The organism is Hafnia paralvei (assembly GCF_020150375.1).
GTDB classification, from domain to species: Bacteria; Pseudomonadota; Gammaproteobacteria; order Enterobacterales; family Enterobacteriaceae; genus Hafnia; species Hafnia paralvei.
The window spans coordinates 1,347,585-1,365,980 of sequence record NZ_CP083737.1 but is presented as its reverse complement, the minus strand read 5'-3'; the positions used below and the strand labels follow the sequence as shown (position 1 = coordinate 1,365,980).

The following is an 18,396-nucleotide window of genomic DNA, read 5'->3' as shown; positions in this document are numbered from 1 at the left end:
CTCATTGTAATATAAACATAGAGGTGCTAAGCCTTTAAGCTATCATGGACAAGGTTTTATAACGGACATAGTAGTTAATACCTACTGGTATGCATTTTTATTATTAATACAAATCCGGCGAGTTTAAGGAGATTAGGCGGCTCAGAGAGATGAACCGCTTCTAAGAAGAGAGGTAATATGGAAATTCACAATGTCGACATTCATCCTACCAGCTCATCGTGCTGATGAGTTTTACGCCACAGGCTTGGTGGCTGTTTGAAATGGCGCGTAAAAATTCGTGTAAAGGTTTGCTGCGACTCAAAGCCATATTTCAAACAAATATCCAAGACACGCTCATCTGAGCACAGCAATTCCTCCGCAACGATTTCAAGTCGCCGAGAGCGGACATAACGAGCCAACGTTTCGCCGCGATAGTGAACAAAAATACGTTGTAAATGCCACTTAGAATAACCCGCATGTTTTGCAATATCATCGATATGCAGCTGACGATGAATGTTTTCGTCAATCCATACGATTAACGATTGAATCACCTGCTCTGGGATCGTCATTGGCATATCCGCTCCAAGCTTTAATTCCACCAGACATCAAATTGCTGTGTTTTCCCGTCATCCCAAACCACTTCCCCCAGCTTTGGCGTTAATAGTCGGTATGGCTTATCTCGGCTTGTCAACGCGAGCCGTATAAAGGGTTCGTTCCAACTATGTTTCGCCATCACGAAGCGTCCGGCATGGCTAGGCAGGACCGCCGCCGCGTTTAAATCAAGCGCCGCCTGCGCCGTCTCCTCTGGCAACATATGAATATATTGCCAATCAGAGTCGTACTGACCATTTTCTAAGATGGCAACATCAATAGGACCAAACCGATCACCAATCTTTTTAAAATGCGTTCCATACCCGCTATCACCACTGTAATAGAGTCTACGTTGCGACGACTGCAGCAAGAAACTGGCCCATAACGTAGGATTACCTTCAAATCCCCTGCCGGAGAAATGGCGAGCCGGTAAAACATGTAGCGTCAGCGTTTCATCGAGGACCACTTGTTGATTCCAATCGGCTTCAACAATCTGTTCAGGTACAAATCCCCACCGTAACAAATGGGTTCCGACACCAAGTGGAGTAATAATCTGGCCAATGCGTGATTGAAGAATCTGCATGGTCTCATAGTCGAGATGATCGTAATGATCGTGTGAAATCAGCACATAATCCAATTTGGGCATACGCTGAGCCTGCCACGGATAGTCATCAATGAACGATTTATTCATAAAAGAAAATGGCGCAGCATGATCGCTGAGTACAGGATCGATCAAGATCCGTTTGCCATCAAGCTGCAAGTACCACGAAGAGTGTCCCAACCAGACAATGACATCTTTATCTGTATCAATGGATACCAGATCGGTATTCACATAAGGCAAGGCGTGATCGGGTTTGGCTAGGCGACTTTTTTTGAATAAAAAATCCCACATAACAGCCATACGCCCCTTCGATCCACTGACCATCGGCGTTAGAGCCTCGTTGTGAAATTTTCCGTCACGATATTGCGGTGATTTCGCAAATTTGTGACGTTGTTCAGTATCTGGTGAACGACCCATACTAGGAACTAAGGCGGAAATCACGCCTCCGGCTGCAGCTAAAATCATAAGTACCACGCAGGTGATGAGTATTTTCATGAATAATGCTTCGCTTCTTGATGGCGAAGCTCTTAACTTGATAATGAGTAAGTAATCACTCATTATAAAAACAATAACCACTTCGTCAACTACATTTTGATAAGATTATATCTATGAGCATGGGAAGGGATGACCAACAATAAAATTGTCCTAATCACACACAATGAGGGTATTCAGCATGGCTCGACCTTTGAGCGAAGAGAAAAAACAGGCGTTACTTACCGCAGCGACTCATGCTATTGCACAGCTAGGGATTAGCGCGTCAACAGCGATCATCGCTAAAAAAGCAGAAGTGGCTGAAGGAACACTGTTTCGTTATTTTCCAACCAAAGATGCCCTGTTTAATGCGCTCTACTTACACCTAAAAAAATCGCTATGCAGCGCAATCATGAATGAGTTAGTGGTAGACAGCGATCCTAAACAACAGATGCAAAATATTTGGAATAGCTATATCAACTGGGGCGCGCACAACTCAGACGCGAATCGGACGATCCGTCTCCTGATTGTTAGCGATAAAATTAGCCAGGAGGTTCAGGACGAGGTCAATATTATGTTTCCTGAGCTTTACGAAATATCGAGAAAAAGTATGTGCCATAAGTTTCAGAATGCGGGCTTTAGCTCTTTTGGCGATGCACTCTTTTTCTCTCTGGCAGAAACCACTATCGAGTTCTCCATCAAAGAGCCTAGCAAAGCGAAAACCTTCAAAGAGGTTGGTTTCCAAGCAATATGGCACGCACTGAACGCTGACGTTTAACTTTTCGCAGTTAAAATAGTGCTAAATCCCACCATAAGGACACACTAACAATGACACAGCAAAACGACTTCGGACTGACCGAAACACAAAAAGAAGAGATCGACGAGATAGCGCTACAAAGAGTTAGAGCAATGAATAGCGATGAATTTTTATGCCAAAGTATTGATAAGAAGATCCATGCAATGGAAGAAAATATTAAGGCTTATTTCAAAGCCCGCCTATCATTCCATATGAAAAACGGCACAGATAATAAATAAACGCTTTGTTTATTTATTATTGTTCCTCCAGTATGTTCAGCTTCACATGTCCAAACATTCTGGAGGATGCAATTCTCTTTATTCACATCGATGAAGCCACTAAATTTTTACTGCCTTCTGGATTGCGTCAGCTAAAGATTCGATATGACGTTCGGCAGCTTGAAGCTGATGGCTAACGCTATTTCCATCGTTGCTATCAGCCAACGTTACCTTGATTAATTCAAGCGCGGCATTAACAGCAATCACGCGTTGTTTCTGCTCACTGGAAGCATTGTCTGGGAAATAATTCTCTAACATAAATCATCCTTATTTATCGTCTAATCAATGAATGAGTCAACTCCAAAACACTTCACTATTGCGTAATTCAACGTTGAAAGCAAATCACCGGCATCTTCCAGAAAAATACATTGTTAGAGAATAGTTTATTGCGGTACTAATATAAAAATAAGCTATCTATAAACTCCTATTTAAAATAGGGGTTGGTTAGCTCAATTTGGTAAGAGCACAGATTTTAAGCCTAGTCTGCCGCTGTAAAACACATCCGTAATCGCCGAATATCATCGCCGTATTAGTGATAATGATTTTCATTTGAAGGCACATGCCCGCTATGGTAGTTTGCATGCATTCCATATTCTTGCGGGCAGTAGACCACCACTGCCAGCCTACGTTCGAACAACGCTTAAGGCCATGCAACCACGCATCTAACCGGAGATCACTACTGATGTTGCGCTATTTATTGGGGATTATTGTCGCCCTACTTCCATTCATTTCTGCTGCTAACCCAGATACTGCATCCTCTCCCTACCAAATTCCCGATACACAAATATTCACATTTCATTCGCCACAGAATGGTGACTACAAAATCATGGTTTACGTTCCAAAAACCAAGCCACCAGCGCAAGGCTGGCCGGTCATGTATATTTTGGATGGCGATACCTATTTTGCCCAGGCGGCTTCACTACTCGCCCAGCAAAGCTGCGCTCGCTGTGCGTTAGAACCAGGCGTTATTGTGGCTATTGGATATGACGGTAAAAGCCGTCGGGATCGTGATTATCGTCCGCATGTACAGAAAATCGCACAAGAGCACAATCCACAGGGAGGAACCTACCCTACCGGCGCTGCAGGGCAATCAGATCTATTTTTTGCCTTTATAGAAGATGAGTTGAAGCCGGATATCGCTCAGCGTTTTCCTATTGATAAGCAACGCCAAGGGCTATTTGGTCACTCCTATGGCGGATTGTTTACTATTGATATGGCTACCAAGCATCCACAGTCCTTCACTAATTGGTTCGCATCAAGCCCTTCAGTTTGGTGGAATCAACGTTATTTACAGCAACAGGCCGAGCAATTTCTCGTGAATAAGCGGCCAATGGTAAGCCCATCAGGAATTATCCGTCTATCGGTCGGTGGTGACGAGCAAACTCTTCAACCATTTGAACAGAAACTACCAGAAGAAAAACAAGCGATACTCAAACAACATAGAGCACAAAGAGCTATGGTTGACGGCGTGAAAACACTTAACGATACACTAAAGAAAATAGATGGTTACAGCGAGAAGGTTAGCTTCCAATGCTATCCTCATCAATCACATATTTCAGTCAGCAGCATGGCTCTGAGTGATGCGCTGAAAATACACTTCGCACGATAAAAAAATGCGCCAAAGTAACACTACCTTGGCGCATAATTCATTGAATTAGAAAGAAGTATTTACACTAACATAAAACGTTCTTCCCGGCTCATTATACGTCTGAGCACCCGCACCATACATATAGGAATGAGTGACTGCATTTCCTGTTGTCTGTGCATTCCCTGCTCTGAACTGGCGTTTATCGAATATATTTTCAATACCCCCGGTTAGGCTGAGATTTTTATTAACCGTATAGGTGCTGCTCAAACCAAAGACGGCGTATGGGCTTACTTCATTATTTTCAGACCCCGTCACTTTTTCGCCTTTGTAATTATATTTTTTCGGCTTCTGACGGCCATACCATGTCATGGTCGTTTCCATTGACCAATCCTCACGAGCCTGCCAACGCAATGATGAATTAAGCGTATATTCAGGAATAATTGAGAGGTAATCACCTGTCTTCTTGTTTTCGCTTTTTAACATATAGGTCATATTGTTATTCCATGTCACCGTTTGACTCACTGGAATATTTAATGAACCTTCAAGTCCTTCAACAACGGCTTTAGGGACGTTTTCCCAACGATAAATATCTGCTGCACCGGTTGAGGATTTTCCAATCGGTGAGTATCCCGCCTCAATTTTATTACGATAATCATTACGGAAGTAAGTCACCCCCGCTAAATAGTCGCCGTTATGAAACTCGATACCAATTTCTTTATTTATGCTGTTCTCAGCTTTTAAATCATTGTTCCCCTGCAAATAACAGGCTCCAGCGCTGGCATAACAGCCTTGACCGCGGCTATAAAGCAAATAGTTTGGATTCGTTTGATAGAGGCTTGGTGCTTTATAAGCGCGCGCAATCCCCATCTTCATCGTGAAATAATCACCCAGTTCCTGAGATAAATTCAGCGATGGACTCCAGTTATTGCCAACAATGCTGTGGTAATCGAAACGCAGCCCTGGAGTGAGCATAGTGCTATCGGTTAGCTCAATATTGTCTTCAGCAAACAAAGACGTTATTTGCGCAGAAGTGTAGGGAGAACGATTGGCATCAGCAATACCAGGAACAGAACCGCCAGCCGTCGTTTGAGTGAAAGATGAAGGATCTTTCATCTTTTGCTCGTTCCATTCAGCACCCACTGTCGCCGTTTGGCTAACGCCTAAATTGAATGGAATGCTGACGTCGCTATGCAGCAACAAACTATCCAATTGAGTCGTGGAAAAGCCTCGATTGCTGGAATCGAAAATCCCTTCAGTTCCCCCTGCTAATCCTTCGTTCATACGGGAGTTACGCGTTCTTTCATATTGAACGTAGTTGATAGCCGATACACCGTTATCCCACAGTCCACGATGGGTTAGCGCATAGGTTTGACGATACATACGGTTGGTTTCTTTACCGTACATATCTTTAACCAACTTGCTCGTATTCGTATTTTGGGTATCCCCGGCATAGAGGTTTCCTTGGCGACTATAGCCAGTTTCAAACTCTAGTGACTGCCCATCCATAACATCCCAGTGCAGCATTGCATTGATATCTTTATCAATATCACCTTCACGCCCTGCTGGGATTGTGTCGCTATAGCTTCCTGTACGTTCAGATTGATGTCCTTGGTTTAGATATTTTCCATCGGCTTGTGTTTTGCTATAGCCACCAAATAAACGGAAGCTGAAGTTATCGGTTAAAGGTCCTGCTAAGCTAAAATCGGTACGTTTAGTCGCGCCTTCCTCTTTGTGCTGTGGGAAGTTCATGTAGCCGTTCAATGTGCCGTGCAGCGTTTCCATCTGGCGCTTTGTTATGATGTTGACCACACCACCGGCAGCGCCATTGCCATAACGTGCAGCCGCGGGGCCGCGAATGACTTCGATACGCTCAATCATTTCAGGCGGAACCCAGCCAGTATCACCTCGCGTATCGCGCTCGCCGCGCCAGCCCAATCTCACTGAGTTACGGCTGGATACAGGCAAGCCATCAACCAGAATTAACGTGTTTTCAGGCCCCATACCACGAATATCGATCTGGCGGTTATTGCCCCGCTGTCCACTGGTTGAGTTACCGGTCAGGTTTACACCTGGCATGGTGCGAATAAGTTCCGAAATATCGCGTGCAGGTGGGCGCTCTTTAATGGCTTCGGCATTGATAACCGAAACGCCAAGCGCTTGTAAAGTCTGCTGCTTGGCCGTGACTAAAATGGTGTCAGCCTCTGTATCTTTTTCAATTGAAGCATCATCTACCGCTGATGCTGCACCGCTGATCCCAACCAACGTCGCCACACACAGGCGAGTCCACTGAAATTTTTCCATTCCTTTCCCCATAAGCATATTCGCCTGCTTTCAAATCCTGCGGAAAAGCAAAGCGACAAGATAAAAATGCCTTCGCTAACGAAAATCGCTGCATTGGCTGTTTTTTTATGACTGTTAACAAGTCGGCATTTTTATATAGCTTCACGCAAACAAATGCAAATGATAGTTAGTATCATTTGCATTTGTTTGACGAGAGTCAACACACGCGTTTGCGCTACAAAACGTATGGGTATAAAGCCTGCATTATTGGCTGATTTTTAACGTAAGGGGCGGATTCACTGGAGGAAATCATCTCGCGTGATGATTTCTATCTAAAGCTGTAGCACTTAAAAGTAGATCTCTGAATTGAATACGAAAAAATGAGTTATATATTTTATGGTCTATTTTAAACATCACCACAAAAAATTTTAAATAAACAACAAGTTTTTTAATGTTTTTATATTATTAATACAATTAAAAAATAATATCACATTATGCTGTAAACATTATTTCCACTTCCGGCTTTAATATTGCCAACAGATAAACATAATAAAATAAAAACAATATATTTCAATACAATACATTTTGGTACAAAGGTTGCTTATTAGATTAGGGGAAATACATAAACTAATGAGGAAACAAAGCATGAAACTGGACGATAAAGGCTATAACACTAAAATCATCCATGCAGGACAACATCCAGACGCCACCACCGGTGCTCTTGCGACACCTATTTTCCAAACCTCTACGTTTGTCTTTGAAAATGCCAAACAGGGTGCTGCCAGATTTGCACTTGAAGAGTCTGGTTATATTTACACACGTCTTGGAAATCCGACTCAAACCGCACTAGAAGAAAAAATAGCTATTCTAGAAGGCGGAGAAGCTGCTCTCGCGACTGCATCAGGAATGGCTGCGATTTCTTCCACGCTGTTGACCCTGTGTGGGCAGGGCGATCACATCATCGCCTCTGAAGCTATCTATGGCTGCACACATGCTTTGCTATCACACAGCATGCCGAAATTTGGTATTGACGTTACCTTCGTCAACGCGACGAATATCGAAAATATCAAGCATGCGATCAGACCAAACACCAAAGTTATTTATATTGAAACGCCTGCAAACCCCACATTATCTATTATCGATATTGACGCCTGTGCTCAGCTAGCCCATACCAATGATGCATTATTGGTCGTTGATAACACTTTTATGTCGCCCTATTGCCAGAATCCACTTAAGTTTGGCGCAGACATCGTGGTACACAGCGTAACCAAATATATAAACGGCCACGGTGATGTTATTGGCGGGGTCATTGTCGGCAGCCAAGAGTTCATCAATCAGGCTCGATTTGTTGGGGTCAAAGACATTACCGGCGGCTGTATCAGCCCTTTCAATGCCTGGCTCACTTTGCGTGGATTAAAGACGTTAGCCGTGCGTATGGAACGACATTGTCAAAACGCAATGCAGGTTGCAAAATTTTTATCCTCGCATCCTGCAGTCACAAAGGTTTATTATCCCGGCCTGCCAGAACATCCAAACTATGAGCTGGGCAAAAAGCAGATGTCGAATTTTGGCGCTGTAATCAGTTTTGAAATTAAAGGTGGAGTGGAAGCAGGCCAAACCGTAATGGATTCTGTTGAATTGTGTTTACTGGCCGTCAGCCTTGGTGACACGGAGACATTAATTCAGCATCCCGCTTCAATGACACACTCCCCTATGTTGCCAGAGGAAAGAATGAAAGCCGGCATTACCGATGGGCTAATAAGAATATCTGTAGGGCTTGAAGATCCTGAAGATATCATCGCCGACCTTCAACAAGCCTTTAACAAGGCTGCTTTTTAGCTTTGATTAATTTGTCCCCTCAGCTGCTGAAACCGCATAAAAAGCAGGCACGAAACAGCAATGCAAGCTTGAGGGGATGCAGCCGTATACAAGCATATAAAACAGATAGGTAACGGCTGTTATTTTAACTCTAATTGATTATTCAGACAGGAGTAACTCATGTCCACTATTGCTTCCATAAGTGAAACAAAGCGGCAATATAATAATATTCCCCTAACCGCCTATGATGCTGGTTGGATACTGTTGTGTATTGGTATGGCCATCGGAGCAGGTACGGTACTTGTTCCCGTGCAGATTGGACTAAAAGGCATTTGGGTTTTCATCGTTTCTTTTTTAATCGCCTATCCTGCCACCTATATGCTACAAAATCTGTACATGAAAACCCTATCTGAGAGTGACATATGCGAGGACTACTCTAACATTATCACTCAATATCTTGGGAAGAACTGGGGCATCGCACTCGGGATAATTTACTTTGTCATGCTTGTCCATGGCATGTTTATTTATTCTATTTCAGTAATTTATGATAGCGCATCCTATCTAAAAACATTTGGCGTCACAGAACACTTATTATCTGACTCAGCTGTTTACAAATTGATCGTCTTTATGGTTTTAGTTTTTATTGCCTCTAGAGGGGAGCGACTACTCTTTAAAATATCTGGCCCAATGGTCGTGGTCAAAGTGGGTATTATCGTCTTACTTGGACTCGTCATGATCCCTCATTGGGATCTAAAGAATATCACCGCATTTCCTGACATTGGCGTATTCTCACGCGATGTTTTATTAACGATACCGTTTGCTTTTTTCTCTGCCGTATTTGTCCAAATACTCAATCCAATGAACATTGCTTATAGGAAAAGAGAAGAAGATAAGCATCTAGCAACCTATAAAGCGATTCGCGTTCATCGTATTTCCTATATCATCTTAATAAGTATTATTATATTTTTCTCATTTTCTTTTACCTTCTCAATGAGCCACGAGCAAGCGGTAGAGGCATTCAATCTTAATATTTCTGCTCTCGCTATGGCGGCGAAAGTTATCCCTGGCACGCTCGTTCATATTATGACAACCTTGCTAAATATCTTTGCAGTGCTCACTGCATTTTTTGGCATATATTTAGGTTTCCAAGAAGCGGTCAAAGGTATTCTACTCAATATTATTCAACGTTTTATCCCAGCAAGCAGGATCAACCATACCGCCCTCGGTATTGGCGTATATGTGTTCATCGTTCTATTGCTTTTCCTCTGGGTTTCTCTCGGTTTCTCAGTGGTTATCTTCTTTCATATCGGTAGTCCATTGTATGGGATTGTCTCATGCCTAATCCCATGCTATCTCGTTTATAGAGTTAAAAAACTTCACCAATTCAAAGGGGTACAGACATGGTGTGTGTTTTTATTTGGCTTACTACTGGTGATATCCCCTTTCCTCAAGGTCTTTGAGTAGTTTTTGCCGCCAAGAAAAATTCTCACAATACTGTGATGTCCGGCAGGGGGTAAATCACCTGTTGGACAATCTATAATTGCTCTAGTTAAAAACATTGATACCATGAATGCCATACATTTGACTATGGTGGTTATCATGCTTACCGTTGGATGGAATATAAAAACAATTGATCGTACTGCGATGATTGCTGATGTCATCACTGAGTTCAGCAATATGGATATTTATATTGATGCCCTACACGTATCCTCTTGCGAGATTTTTATTCGATTTAACATCCCTTCAGAAAGAAAATTACAATATCTACTCGGCAATTTGCTGATCAATCATGATATTCTTAGCGTATATTCTGCTAACGGCGACCATTCTGAACTCTCATTTTCTGATTATGGTCATATTGTTATCTCTAACTACGGCATTATTAATGAGTTTAATCACATTGCAGAGAAAACATTTAACTTATCACGAAATGAGATAATCGGCAGAAATATATCCTCTATTGTAAACTGGAATGAAATAAAGGATTTTCGCTGTGGAAAAATATACGCAAAAGAAATTAAGAGCAAAACAAATGGAGACCTGTTTAGCTGCACTATTCGTCCTATTTTACAGGAAAACAAGATTACTGGCGCAACTATATTCATTAATAACTCTGTCATCAAAAACACTGAAACTAAAAAAGTTTTACAAAAATATAAAAATGAAAAAACACCATCAGACTTTGATGAGTTCATTTATGCTAGCCCTAGCATGGTAGCCTGCTTAGCCGCTGCAAAAAAAATAGCCCAAAGCAAATATACGGTTCTTATTCGTGGGGAGACAGGGACAGGCAAAGAACTCATTGCCAGAGCAATTCATCATGCTAGCGAGCGCCAAGAGTGCCCATTTGAAGCGATAAACTGTGCTGCAATCCCTGAAACGTTAGTCGAAAGCGAGTTATTTGGCTATGAATATGGTGCTTTTAGTGGTGCACTTAAAGGCGGGAAGATGGGCTTATTTGAAAGCGCCAATCATGGCACTATTTTTCTTGATGAGTTTGGTGAACTTTCACTTTCGCTGCAGAGTAAATTATTACGCGTGCTGCAAGATGGTATGATCAAACGAGTTGGCGGACTCAAGACCCAATATGTAGACGTAAGAGTCATCGTAGCCACCAACCAAAACCTAGAACATTTAATAGAGCAAAAACTATTTCGCGAGGATCTCTACTATCGCGTCAACATTCTCCCCATCACCATTCCACCACTGAGAGAACGCAAAGAGGATATCCTCCCACTTGTGAGCTATTTTTTCCAAAAATACGCTGCCGAATTGAACAAAAAACTTATCTTGCTCCCGAGTGCACTTGAAGTTCTGATGGGCTATTCATGGCCAGGAAACGTACGTGAGCTAAAAAACATTCTACTCAGAACCATGCTATTAGCTGAAAAACCTGAAATCTCCGGTGCAGATATTTCTCTGCCAGAGGATAAAAACACTGAAAACAGCATACAAAATGGCAGCATTAAAACGATGATTGAAACTCAAGAGCGAGAGATTATCAGAAAATATCTTGTATCACTGGGCTCTGCCAGAAAGGTCGCTAACCAAATCGGATTGTCACACACCACCGTACTCAATAAAATTAAGCAATATCATTTAGAACATCTGCTATTGAGCAAAAGGAAATAGCTCTCTTCAAGACCATAAAATCATGCTATTTCAAAGGGATATGAAGGAATACGGTAGAGGCGAGCGAATTGAAAATCCCCTCTTTTACAAAATTCGGATGCGTATAAGAAAAGAATTATCTAGGAATGTGTGCAGGAAAAACCTGCACACATATTTGTGCATTTTATTAGACGTTTCGTTGCCTTTCTGACTGACTAACTGTGCCTTATCAAAAAACTGATTATTCAGTGAGTGGCTCTCTTTTAAAAAAGGTTAGGTAATGAAAAAACACTTATTGCCACAACAACCCCATCAACCAAATAACCCACAGCCCACCCGTAATCCACATGGTGTATCGACACTGATTCATAGCCCCCTGTTGGCGCTCAATAAACGTAAGCTCCTGTAGCTTTTCTCGGCGCCAGATAACAAAGAGCACCTCTCCAGCAACCTTGTTGTTCTCTTCGCTCATAAGCCGAAAGTAGTGTTCATCCAGCCAAAGCCGCCAGCAACCAAACCACACAGCGCCGCACAGTAAAGCGATAAAAGCTCGGAGTAAAAACGACGGGTCAGTAAAGATCACCCAGACTATAGGGGGAACAGAAAAGAGTATAAAGAAACGCCAACTCTTCAGGGTTTGTTGCACGAGGAGTGGTTGCAGAGTAGCTCTGCTGGTCACACCGTGATTTTTGTTGTCCATCTTTTCAGCAACTCCATATGTTCAGCGGTGAAAACAACCTGAGGGCGAGCTTTACGAACGTGTTCTACGGCTTGTTCCAACGTCAGCGCGGGATAACGCTGCACCAACCACGCGGTAACCACCAGCGCACTGCGCGAAAGACCTAGCGCACAGTGAATAAGTACGCTGCCGTGCGTTACGCGCAACTGCTCCAACTCATCAACGGCTCGGCGTAGCGTCGCTTCATCTGGATTAACGAGATCTAGCATGGGCACACAGTAATAAGTAACGCTTTGTGTTACTCGGGAGCGAGAAAACTCACTGGTCAAATCCAGTACCGCCTGCTGTGCGATAGGTTTGCGCGGATATGTCCCAAGGAACACGCCATCCGTTAATGGGCTATAGGCCGGTAAATGACGAGTATACAGATACATAGAGATCGTCATTCCAACTCGCCATGGCAACAACAGCCACCAAACGGCGGGAGTTAACCGCCCTTTATCATCTTTTTGTAACGCATCAACGCCGAGTAGGCCGTAAGCCAACGCCACAATCAGCAACGACAATGTGGGCCACCACAACCAAGCGGTCAAAAAAGTCCCAGCCAAACACGCCAGCGAACCGCAGAGATAACGAGTAGCCAAAACCCTGTGCTTAGCTGAGGCACTACGCCAGAGCCACTTCCCCGGCTCCGGTATCATCCAGTCAATAACCATTCCGACTGCCAGCCCCGTAATCACATCAATAAAGTGATGTTGCCAAGTCGTCAAAACAGAAACGGCGATCAGCAAAAACCAGCCGCTGTTCAGCATTTGCCATTTCCCAGCGAGATGACGCTGAAAATGGCGCCATAACAGCCAGCACAAAATGATATGCAAAGATGGCGACTGGTTGTACGGCAAATCAAACTGTTCAAGCTGGCCAAATAACCAACCGGCGAGACTGGAAATCTCCGGCCTCGTGAAGGTAAATCTCAGCGGAAATAGTAAGAAGCCAGCGCAGGCAACAAGCGATGCAAGTACCAATCGGCACACCAACCGGCGCTGTTCGTTCAGCGACGTGCAGACGAACAGCGATAGACCGTACAGCAGATCCAGACTCCAGTAGGGAATGATGGTCAACGGCACAAAGGGAATATAGTGTTCCCAGCCAAAAACCAGACTGCCAATGTTATCTCGCCCAGCGGTAAATTGATTAACTTGCCCGTAAGTTAAAAAGAAAAACGGGGCAAGCAGAATCAGCCAGCCCATTCCCTGCCAGTAGAGGGAGCGCCGAGTGGTCATGATGCGCGACGTACCGCCATAGACACCGTGAAAATCCCCCATTCGTCAATGAGCTGGGCGCATTTATCGAAACCAGCCTCCCGCACCAGAGCATCCATTTCTCCCTGAGTACGCACTCGCATTACCCACGCTTTGCCGTCTTTATGACTGGTAAGCGACCAAGCGATGGTTTTCAACTGTGGATGCCAAGGCTGTCCGGTATAAATCAGAATCCCACCCGGCTCAATCGCCTCCGCCAGCCCAGCCAAAGAATTACGTACCAGCGTATTCTCTGGAAACAGTTCATACAGCCCGGAGACAATCCCAAGCGTCGGGCGAGGTTCCAGCGCAGCCAGTTCTTCACGATTGAACGCATCACCCTGTTCAAAGCGAGCGCGTCCGGCCATGCCACGGCTGGCAATCATCTCCTGCCCTTTTGATACATTCAGCTCACTGTAGTCGCGCAGCAGGATTTCATTCACTACAGTTTCGCCCTCCAGCGCATCAAGCACATAGCGCCCGTGACCGGCGGCAACATCCACCACGCGCACCGTTTTACCCTGCTCCGCAAGTGTAACGACCGCCTGCTGAATCAGCGTCTGTAGATGAATCTTACGCTGGCGTATTCCTTTCCAACCCACGCTATTGAGATAGTTTTTGTCGATCAGGCGTCCCAACGCGCTGCTGCCCTGCGGCTGATTACGGTAGACATAATCCAGCGTACTGCCGGAATCAAATCCCGTATCAAACCCCAAACGCACTCCTGCGGACTGAGTACCCAAAATCTTCATACCATAACGTAAACCACGGTACACAATATCGTCCATAGAGTAGGGTTCCGGCCCACCACTTAACATTCGCCAAGTATCAGCCCCCTGACTCCAACGGTCTTCATTGCTGTAATCAAAACGCTGTGCGGGTTTGGAATAGAGGGTGCCAATAAACTCGCGCATTTTATCGAACGCCAGATGTCTCTCTTTCTCACCCAATGTATCGTGATAAAACCCTGGTAAAACATGTAGTTCCTTCTGCGGATTGCGCAATCGCTGATAGAAATCGATCTGCGGCTGCCGGTGTACAACGTAATCCTCCCCAGAAACCAGCATCTGTACAGGTAGCGTAATCGCACTAGCATCGCTGACAATACGCTCTGCCGTTTTGTAGAGGTCGAGCAAAATATTGACCGCAATGGGGCGGGTAATTAACGGATCGTGGTTGAAACTCTCTACCCGTTCCGGGTCATGAGTCAGGTACTTGCCCTTCACATAGGAGTTAACGAAAAAGAGACCACGTAGGCGATGCATCAATGCCAATCCTGGTCGGGCAAACGGCACATACAGTTTGACCTTAAAGGCAGGGGATGCCAGAACAAGGCCGCGAATAGTCGGGGCATAATCATGTGCCCACGTGGCCGCCAGAACTGCGCCGACGCTTTGCGCCACCACCACCACATCTTCCATTGACGCCTGACTATCGGCTGCGGCAAAACGGACAAACTCATCAACATCCTGTACCGAACGCGCTAGCGACGGGCTATAGCCTCGCTGACCTGGCGAACAGCCATGGCCACGCGCATCCCACGCGTAAAAAGCCGTATCCGGCATCGCCAGTTCATCGACGATATGCTGTAGACGGCCAGAATGTTCATGACCACGATGAAATAAAACAATCACTTTTGGCGTTACACCCGCCGACGTTGCAGGCCAATAGCGATAAAACAGCTCCGTATGATCGCTGGTCAAAAATTGCCGCTCATCCGGCGTCCGTGTATTAATCATGAGAATTATTTCCTGTTGTTTGTTGCGAAAGCGCCAACAACTGGTGCTTCAGATCGTCCATAAACACTTTTTTATCGCGATTAAAACTCAGCGCATCACCAATAGTGACGTCGATAAACAGAGGGAGTGGAATACGATTCCCTTTAGCCATCACTTGTTCGGTTCCCCGCAACCAAACGGGAATAATTGGCACTTCTGGCACACTTTGGCTTAGATGCCACAGTCCGGACTTCAGCGGAGACAGTTTTCCAGGCTCTCCACGTGAGCCTTCTGGAAAGAGGATTAGCGTTTTGCCCTCACGCAGTGCCTGCTCACACCGCGCCAATGGGTTAGCTTCCCCACCCTTTCGCGAAATAGGAATAATGTTGAGAATATTGAGGGCAAACCATGCCATCCATTTATTACGTAAAAAATAATCCGCGGCAGCGACCGGATGCACCTCTGCTTGACGACATAGAGGAAAAAGAGAAAGTAACGCAAAAACATCCATATGGCTGTTGTGATTAGCCACCACTATCGCCGGCCCACTTTTTGGCAGCTTCTCACGATGCTTCACACGCAGGCCAAGCCACAGCCAAATGACTGGCCAGACAATACACAGCGAAAACAACAGGCGAAGAATACGTGTCATCATAGGTTAATAGCAGAAATAGCGAATGAAATGGAAGAAAACCGGCGCGGTGAAGATAAGAGAATCCAGTCTGTCTAGGATGCCACCATGCCCTGGCAACAGCGTGCCGCTATCCTTAACGCCGATATCGCGTTTAATTGCAGACATCACTACATCGCCACAAAAACCAGTTATCCCAATAATAACGCCCGCCAACAGCGCCATTGGCCAAGCTAACGGCGTAAGCAAGGGACCTAGCACTGCAGCCACTAAGGCCGTCGTCACCACGCCCCCGAGTAACCCCGCTAACGTCTTGTTAGGGCTGACCTTCGGAGTCACTCTGATACGGCCAAGAGATTTTCCCCACAGATATTGCGCAATATCGTTGAACTCCGTCAGACCGACGAGAAACAGCACCAGCAGAGCCCCCGTCTGCTTACCATCAGCAGGTAACATCAGTAAAAATGCAACATGGCTAAAGGCAAAAACGGTGGTCATCAAACTCCAATGAAGCTGGGATGCCGTACGTAGAAAGCCCTGCGTATCTCCTGCAATCACCATACGCGCCGGTAAAAACAAAAAAACATAGATAGGGATAAATACCACAAACATTCCGTACCAACCGATACCAATCAGCCAGTAGTTAATGGGAATAACAACAAACATCCATAACAGTGGCATGCGGTCGGATTGTCGTGACGGCACCAATGTCAGAAACTCTTTTAGCGCCATAAAGCTGACCAACGCGAAAAATATCAGCGCCAACCAATGAGGGCTAAGTAGCGCTAGCGAAAACAGTATGATAATGACCCACCACGTTCGGATTCGTAGCGTTAGCTCCCGCCAGTCTTTACTCGGACGTAACAGCACCAGCAACCCATTCACCATCGTTGCCGCCAGTAGAATTGCAAAAACGACCGCGAGGGATTTTTCCAGCATCATCATTTCGCAACCTCATCACGTAGGACGCTACGGCAGCGGTTAATGACTGTCCATACCAGCAATAGGGTTGCAATCCCCCACATGACGTTGTTCCATTGCACAAGCTGCGGCCAGATCGCCAACGCGAGTCCCCAAGTACCAAATACCAATGCTCTGTCGCTTTTTCCCAAAGGCCCTGCATAGCTGCGGATACCGTTAATGGTTTGCGCTAAAACGCCACAAAACTCAGTCATTACTGCACAAAACAGCATGACAAGAACCAACGGTATATTACTGTCGGGAAGCAACATAAAAGGAAGATAGAGTGCGATGTCGGAGAGCACATCCCCCGTTTCATTGAGGATAGCGCCGAGACGAGATTTTTGGTTGCACTCACGAGCGAGCATGCCATCTAGTGCATTAAGCGCCATGCGTACAAACAACACGATGGGCAGCAGAATAAACAGACTTGGGCGAGGGAAAGCAATCAGCAACGCTCCCGTAATGAAGGAGAGCACCATCGCGGCGAGTGTAATATGGTTCGCGGTAATACGATGCCTATACAATAAGAACATCAGTGGGCGCAAAAGCCCCTGAAAAGCGGGTTTGATCTGATAAAGCGTCATGACTCTGTTCCCTGAACATTCGCAGATTTCGCCATGATGTCTCAATTAAGCTCGCGATGAGAAGTATTTTTCTCAGCCTGAGGCAAAAATCAGAATTTATGATTTCTAAAAAGAAAATGTGCTAGAACCATGAGACGATTCATTAGCTTCGTTCGTTGATCATAGGTAAATGTTGTGGACACTGAAGCTGGCCAGTGGGAAAGAAATGTTGAAAAATAGACATTCGTCAGCGCCATGTACGTACAAATTATTCCTCATGGAACATCAGCCAGCTCCCATGGTCATTTTCTACTAAGAAGCTTTTAAATTCCCTTGCCCACTATAATCAAAAGATTTTTAAGGCAATACTCATTTTTTGATTAGCGATAATTTTCTTATCATCATTCCGGATATATTTATAAAAATCGCCAATATCCAGAACCAGATCTATATCTGAATAGCCTATAATATCTTTAGACGAAGTATTAAAGTGACTGCAGGCCAAATCATTAACATAGATATATTTATATAAGCTATCTTTGATAGCCCAGCCAAACAAAGACTTATCAAAATAAAATATCATTTGAAATCAACCGTCAATGATAATGTGACCTTTTTCATGAAGAACAGTGAGATATAACCATCAAGCTTGTTACTCCTGCAGAATTCAATCAAAGAAGGCGCTTGTTTTTCTATAACAACTCCTGAGCCTGCCATTTATCGCATCAACAGAGACCTTAAGAACACCACTTATCTCCTTGAGGCTTAAATTGCACTGCATCAAATAAACGACTTCCCATTCTTTTTATGTGAAAAGATCGGATGGTGCCTGAAAAACTGCATGCTGGTTTATTTTACCTGTAAGCAATGATATGGGGTGATAATATTCACATGCCTTACACTGATGATAGTCCCCACACAAACATTGTTTTTATCAAAGAGCGGCTCTTGCACGTTTTTTCTTTGCATTTCCATAATTTTACTCTTCCATTGAAACGGCTGGGTCAGGTTGAAAAACCCAGCCATTT

General features: G+C 44.6%; 16 protein-coding genes and 1 pseudogene. 6 read left to right on the top strand and 11 right to left on the bottom strand.

What is annotated here, in order from left to right; genetic code table 11:
• Positions 1-200: 200 nt before the first annotated feature.
• Positions 201-548, bottom strand: a complete 348-nt coding sequence (locus K9N75_RS06435; RefSeq protein ID WP_008812703.1) for a helix-turn-helix domain-containing protein — start codon at positions 546-548, stop codon at positions 201-203.
• Between the two features lie 20 nt (positions 549-568).
• Positions 569-1,666, bottom strand: a complete 1,098-nt coding sequence (locus K9N75_RS06430) for an MBL fold metallo-hydrolase (RefSeq protein ID WP_008812702.1) — start codon at positions 1,664-1,666, stop codon at positions 569-571.
• Between the two features lie 178 nt (positions 1,667-1,844).
• Here K9N75_RS06430 and K9N75_RS06425 point away from each other — a divergent pair, with 178 nt between their 5' ends.
• Both K9N75_RS06425 and K9N75_RS06420 read left to right on the top strand, forming a co-directional pair.
• Positions 1,845-2,420, top strand: a complete 576-nt coding sequence (locus K9N75_RS06425) for a TetR/AcrR family transcriptional regulator (RefSeq protein ID WP_064574678.1) — start codon at positions 1,845-1,847, stop codon at positions 2,418-2,420.
• A gap of 50 nt (positions 2,421-2,470) precedes the next feature.
• The gene (locus K9N75_RS06420) at positions 2,471-2,677 is read left to right on the top strand and encodes a hypothetical protein (RefSeq protein ID WP_008812700.1); all 207 of its coding nucleotides are present in this window, start codon (positions 2,471-2,473) and stop codon (positions 2,675-2,677) included.
• A gap of 99 nt (positions 2,678-2,776) precedes the next feature.
• Here the strand turns inward: K9N75_RS06420 and K9N75_RS06415 are convergent, their stop codons facing one another.
• Entirely contained in the window at positions 2,777-2,974 is a 198-nt protein-coding gene (locus K9N75_RS06415) for a hypothetical protein (protein ID WP_004096344.1), read from the bottom strand.
• Positions 2,975-3,398: 424 nt separating this feature from the next.
• Between K9N75_RS06415 and K9N75_RS06410 the strand changes: the two genes are divergently transcribed.
• The gene (locus tag K9N75_RS06410; RefSeq protein ID WP_224452382.1) at positions 3,399-4,325 is read left to right on the top strand and encodes an alpha/beta hydrolase; all 927 of its coding nucleotides are present in this window, start codon (positions 3,399-3,401) and stop codon (positions 4,323-4,325) included.
• Positions 4,326-4,370: 45 nt separating this feature from the next.
• On the opposite strand, the gene K9N75_RS06405 is transcribed toward K9N75_RS06410, so the two are convergent.
• Positions 4,371-6,623 (bottom strand): TonB-dependent siderophore receptor, encoded by a 2,253-nt coding sequence (locus tag K9N75_RS06405; RefSeq protein WP_375374055.1) that lies wholly within the window; start codon positions 6,621-6,623, stop codon positions 4,371-4,373.
• A 606-nt stretch (positions 6,624-7,229) separates the two neighbouring features.
• Here K9N75_RS06405 and megL point away from each other — a divergent pair.
• The 3 genes and pseudogenes from megL to K9N75_RS06390 all read left to right on the top strand — a co-directional run bounded on the left by megL (position 7,230) and on the right by K9N75_RS06390 (position 11,534).
• The gene (gene megL, locus K9N75_RS06400; protein WP_224452380.1) at positions 7,230-8,423 is read left to right on the top strand and encodes a methionine gamma-lyase; all 1,194 of its coding nucleotides are present in this window, start codon (positions 7,230-7,232) and stop codon (positions 8,421-8,423) included.
• A 207-nt stretch (positions 8,424-8,630) separates the two neighbouring features.
• A pseudogene (locus tag K9N75_RS06395) lies at positions 8,631-9,866 on the top strand (amino acid permease); the annotation flags it as partial.
• 135 nt (positions 9,867-10,001) lie between these two features.
• Positions 10,002-11,534, top strand: a complete 1,533-nt coding sequence (locus K9N75_RS06390; protein ID WP_224452378.1) for a sigma 54-interacting transcriptional regulator — start codon at positions 10,002-10,004, stop codon at positions 11,532-11,534.
• A 271-nt stretch (positions 11,535-11,805) separates the two neighbouring features.
• Here the strand turns inward: K9N75_RS06390 and K9N75_RS06385 are convergent, their stop codons facing one another.
• The 7 genes from K9N75_RS06385 to K9N75_RS06355 form a co-directional block, all read right to left on the bottom strand.
• On the bottom strand, positions 11,806-12,213 hold the full coding sequence (locus K9N75_RS06385; protein ID WP_224452377.1) for a hypothetical protein: 408 nt from the start codon (positions 12,211-12,213) through the stop codon (positions 11,806-11,808).
• Positions 12,189-13,475, bottom strand: a complete 1,287-nt coding sequence (locus K9N75_RS06380) for a phosphatase PAP2/dual specificity phosphatase family protein (RefSeq protein ID WP_224452376.1) — start codon at positions 13,473-13,475, stop codon at positions 12,189-12,191. Before K9N75_RS06380 ends, K9N75_RS06385 begins: the two co-directional genes overlap by 25 nt.
• The gene (locus tag K9N75_RS06375) at positions 13,472-15,232 is read right to left on the bottom strand and encodes a bifunctional alpha/beta hydrolase/class I SAM-dependent methyltransferase (protein ID WP_061060299.1); all 1,761 of its coding nucleotides are present in this window, start codon (positions 15,230-15,232) and stop codon (positions 13,472-13,474) included. The genes K9N75_RS06380 and K9N75_RS06375 overlap by 4 nt, the downstream gene beginning before the upstream one ends.
• Positions 15,225-15,863, bottom strand: coding sequence for a lysophospholipid acyltransferase family protein (locus tag K9N75_RS06370; RefSeq protein ID WP_191278972.1), 639 nt, complete (start codon positions 15,861-15,863; stop codon positions 15,225-15,227). The genes K9N75_RS06375 and K9N75_RS06370 overlap by 8 nt, the downstream gene beginning before the upstream one ends.
• A 6-nt stretch (positions 15,864-15,869) precedes the next feature.
• The gene (locus K9N75_RS06365) at positions 15,870-16,787 is read right to left on the bottom strand and encodes a phosphatidate cytidylyltransferase (protein ID WP_102961603.1); all 918 of its coding nucleotides are present in this window, start codon (positions 16,785-16,787) and stop codon (positions 15,870-15,872) included.
• A complete protein-coding gene (locus tag K9N75_RS06360) occupies positions 16,784-17,389 on the bottom strand; it encodes a CDP-alcohol phosphatidyltransferase family protein (protein WP_039187198.1) in 606 nt (201 codons plus the stop codon). Before K9N75_RS06360 ends, K9N75_RS06365 begins: the two co-directional genes overlap by 4 nt.
• Before the next feature lie 325 nt (positions 17,390-17,714).
• Positions 17,715-17,951 carry a hypothetical protein gene (locus K9N75_RS06355; protein ID WP_224452375.1) on the bottom strand — a complete coding sequence of 79 codons (237 nt, stop codon included), beginning with the start codon at positions 17,949-17,951 and terminating at the stop codon, positions 17,715-17,717.
• Positions 17,952-18,396 lie beyond the last annotated feature (445 nt).

Bases quoted from the DNA above. Each gene is read 5' to 3' on its own strand.
- K9N75_RS06435 (WP_008812703.1), bottom strand. From the start codon at position 548: ATGACGATCCCAGAGCAGGTGATTCAATCGTTAATCGTATGGATTGAC.
- K9N75_RS06430 (WP_008812702.1), bottom strand. From the start codon at position 1,666: ATGAAAATACTCATCACCTGCGTGGTACTTATGATTTTAGCTGCAGCC.
- K9N75_RS06425 (WP_064574678.1), top strand. From the start codon at position 1,845: ATGGCTCGACCTTTGAGCGAAGAGAAAAAACAGGCGTTACTTACCGCA.
- K9N75_RS06420 (WP_008812700.1), top strand. From the start codon at position 2,471: ATGACACAGCAAAACGACTTCGGACTGACCGAAACACAAAAAGAAGAG.
- K9N75_RS06415 (WP_004096344.1), bottom strand. From the start codon at position 2,974: ATGTTAGAGAATTATTTCCCAGACAATGCTTCCAGTGAGCAGAAACAA.
- K9N75_RS06410 (WP_224452382.1), top strand. From the start codon at position 3,399: ATGTTGCGCTATTTATTGGGGATTATTGTCGCCCTACTTCCATTCATT.
- K9N75_RS06405 (WP_375374055.1), bottom strand. From the start codon at position 6,623: ATGCTTATGGGGAAAGGAATGGAAAAATTTCAGTGGACTCGCCTGTGT.
- megL (WP_224452380.1), top strand. From the start codon at position 7,230: ATGAAACTGGACGATAAAGGCTATAACACTAAAATCATCCATGCAGGA.
- K9N75_RS06390 (WP_224452378.1), top strand. From the start codon at position 10,002: ATGCTTACCGTTGGATGGAATATAAAAACAATTGATCGTACTGCGATG.
- K9N75_RS06385 (WP_224452377.1), bottom strand. From the start codon at position 12,213: ATGGACAACAAAAATCACGGTGTGACCAGCAGAGCTACTCTGCAACCA.
- K9N75_RS06380 (WP_224452376.1), bottom strand. From the start codon at position 13,475: ATGACCACTCGGCGCTCCCTCTACTGGCAGGGAATGGGCTGGCTGATT.
- K9N75_RS06375 (WP_061060299.1), bottom strand. From the start codon at position 15,232: ATGATTAATACACGGACGCCGGATGAGCGGCAATTTTTGACCAGCGAT.
- K9N75_RS06370 (WP_191278972.1), bottom strand. From the start codon at position 15,863: ATGACACGTATTCTTCGCCTGTTGTTTTCGCTGTGTATTGTCTGGCCA.
- K9N75_RS06365 (WP_102961603.1), bottom strand. From the start codon at position 16,787: ATGATGATGCTGGAAAAATCCCTCGCGGTCGTTTTTGCAATTCTACTG.
- K9N75_RS06360 (WP_039187198.1), bottom strand. From the start codon at position 17,389: ATGACGCTTTATCAGATCAAACCCGCTTTTCAGGGGCTTTTGCGCCCA.
- K9N75_RS06355 (WP_224452375.1), bottom strand. From the start codon at position 17,951: ATGATATTTTATTTTGATAAGTCTTTGTTTGGCTGGGCTATCAAAGAT.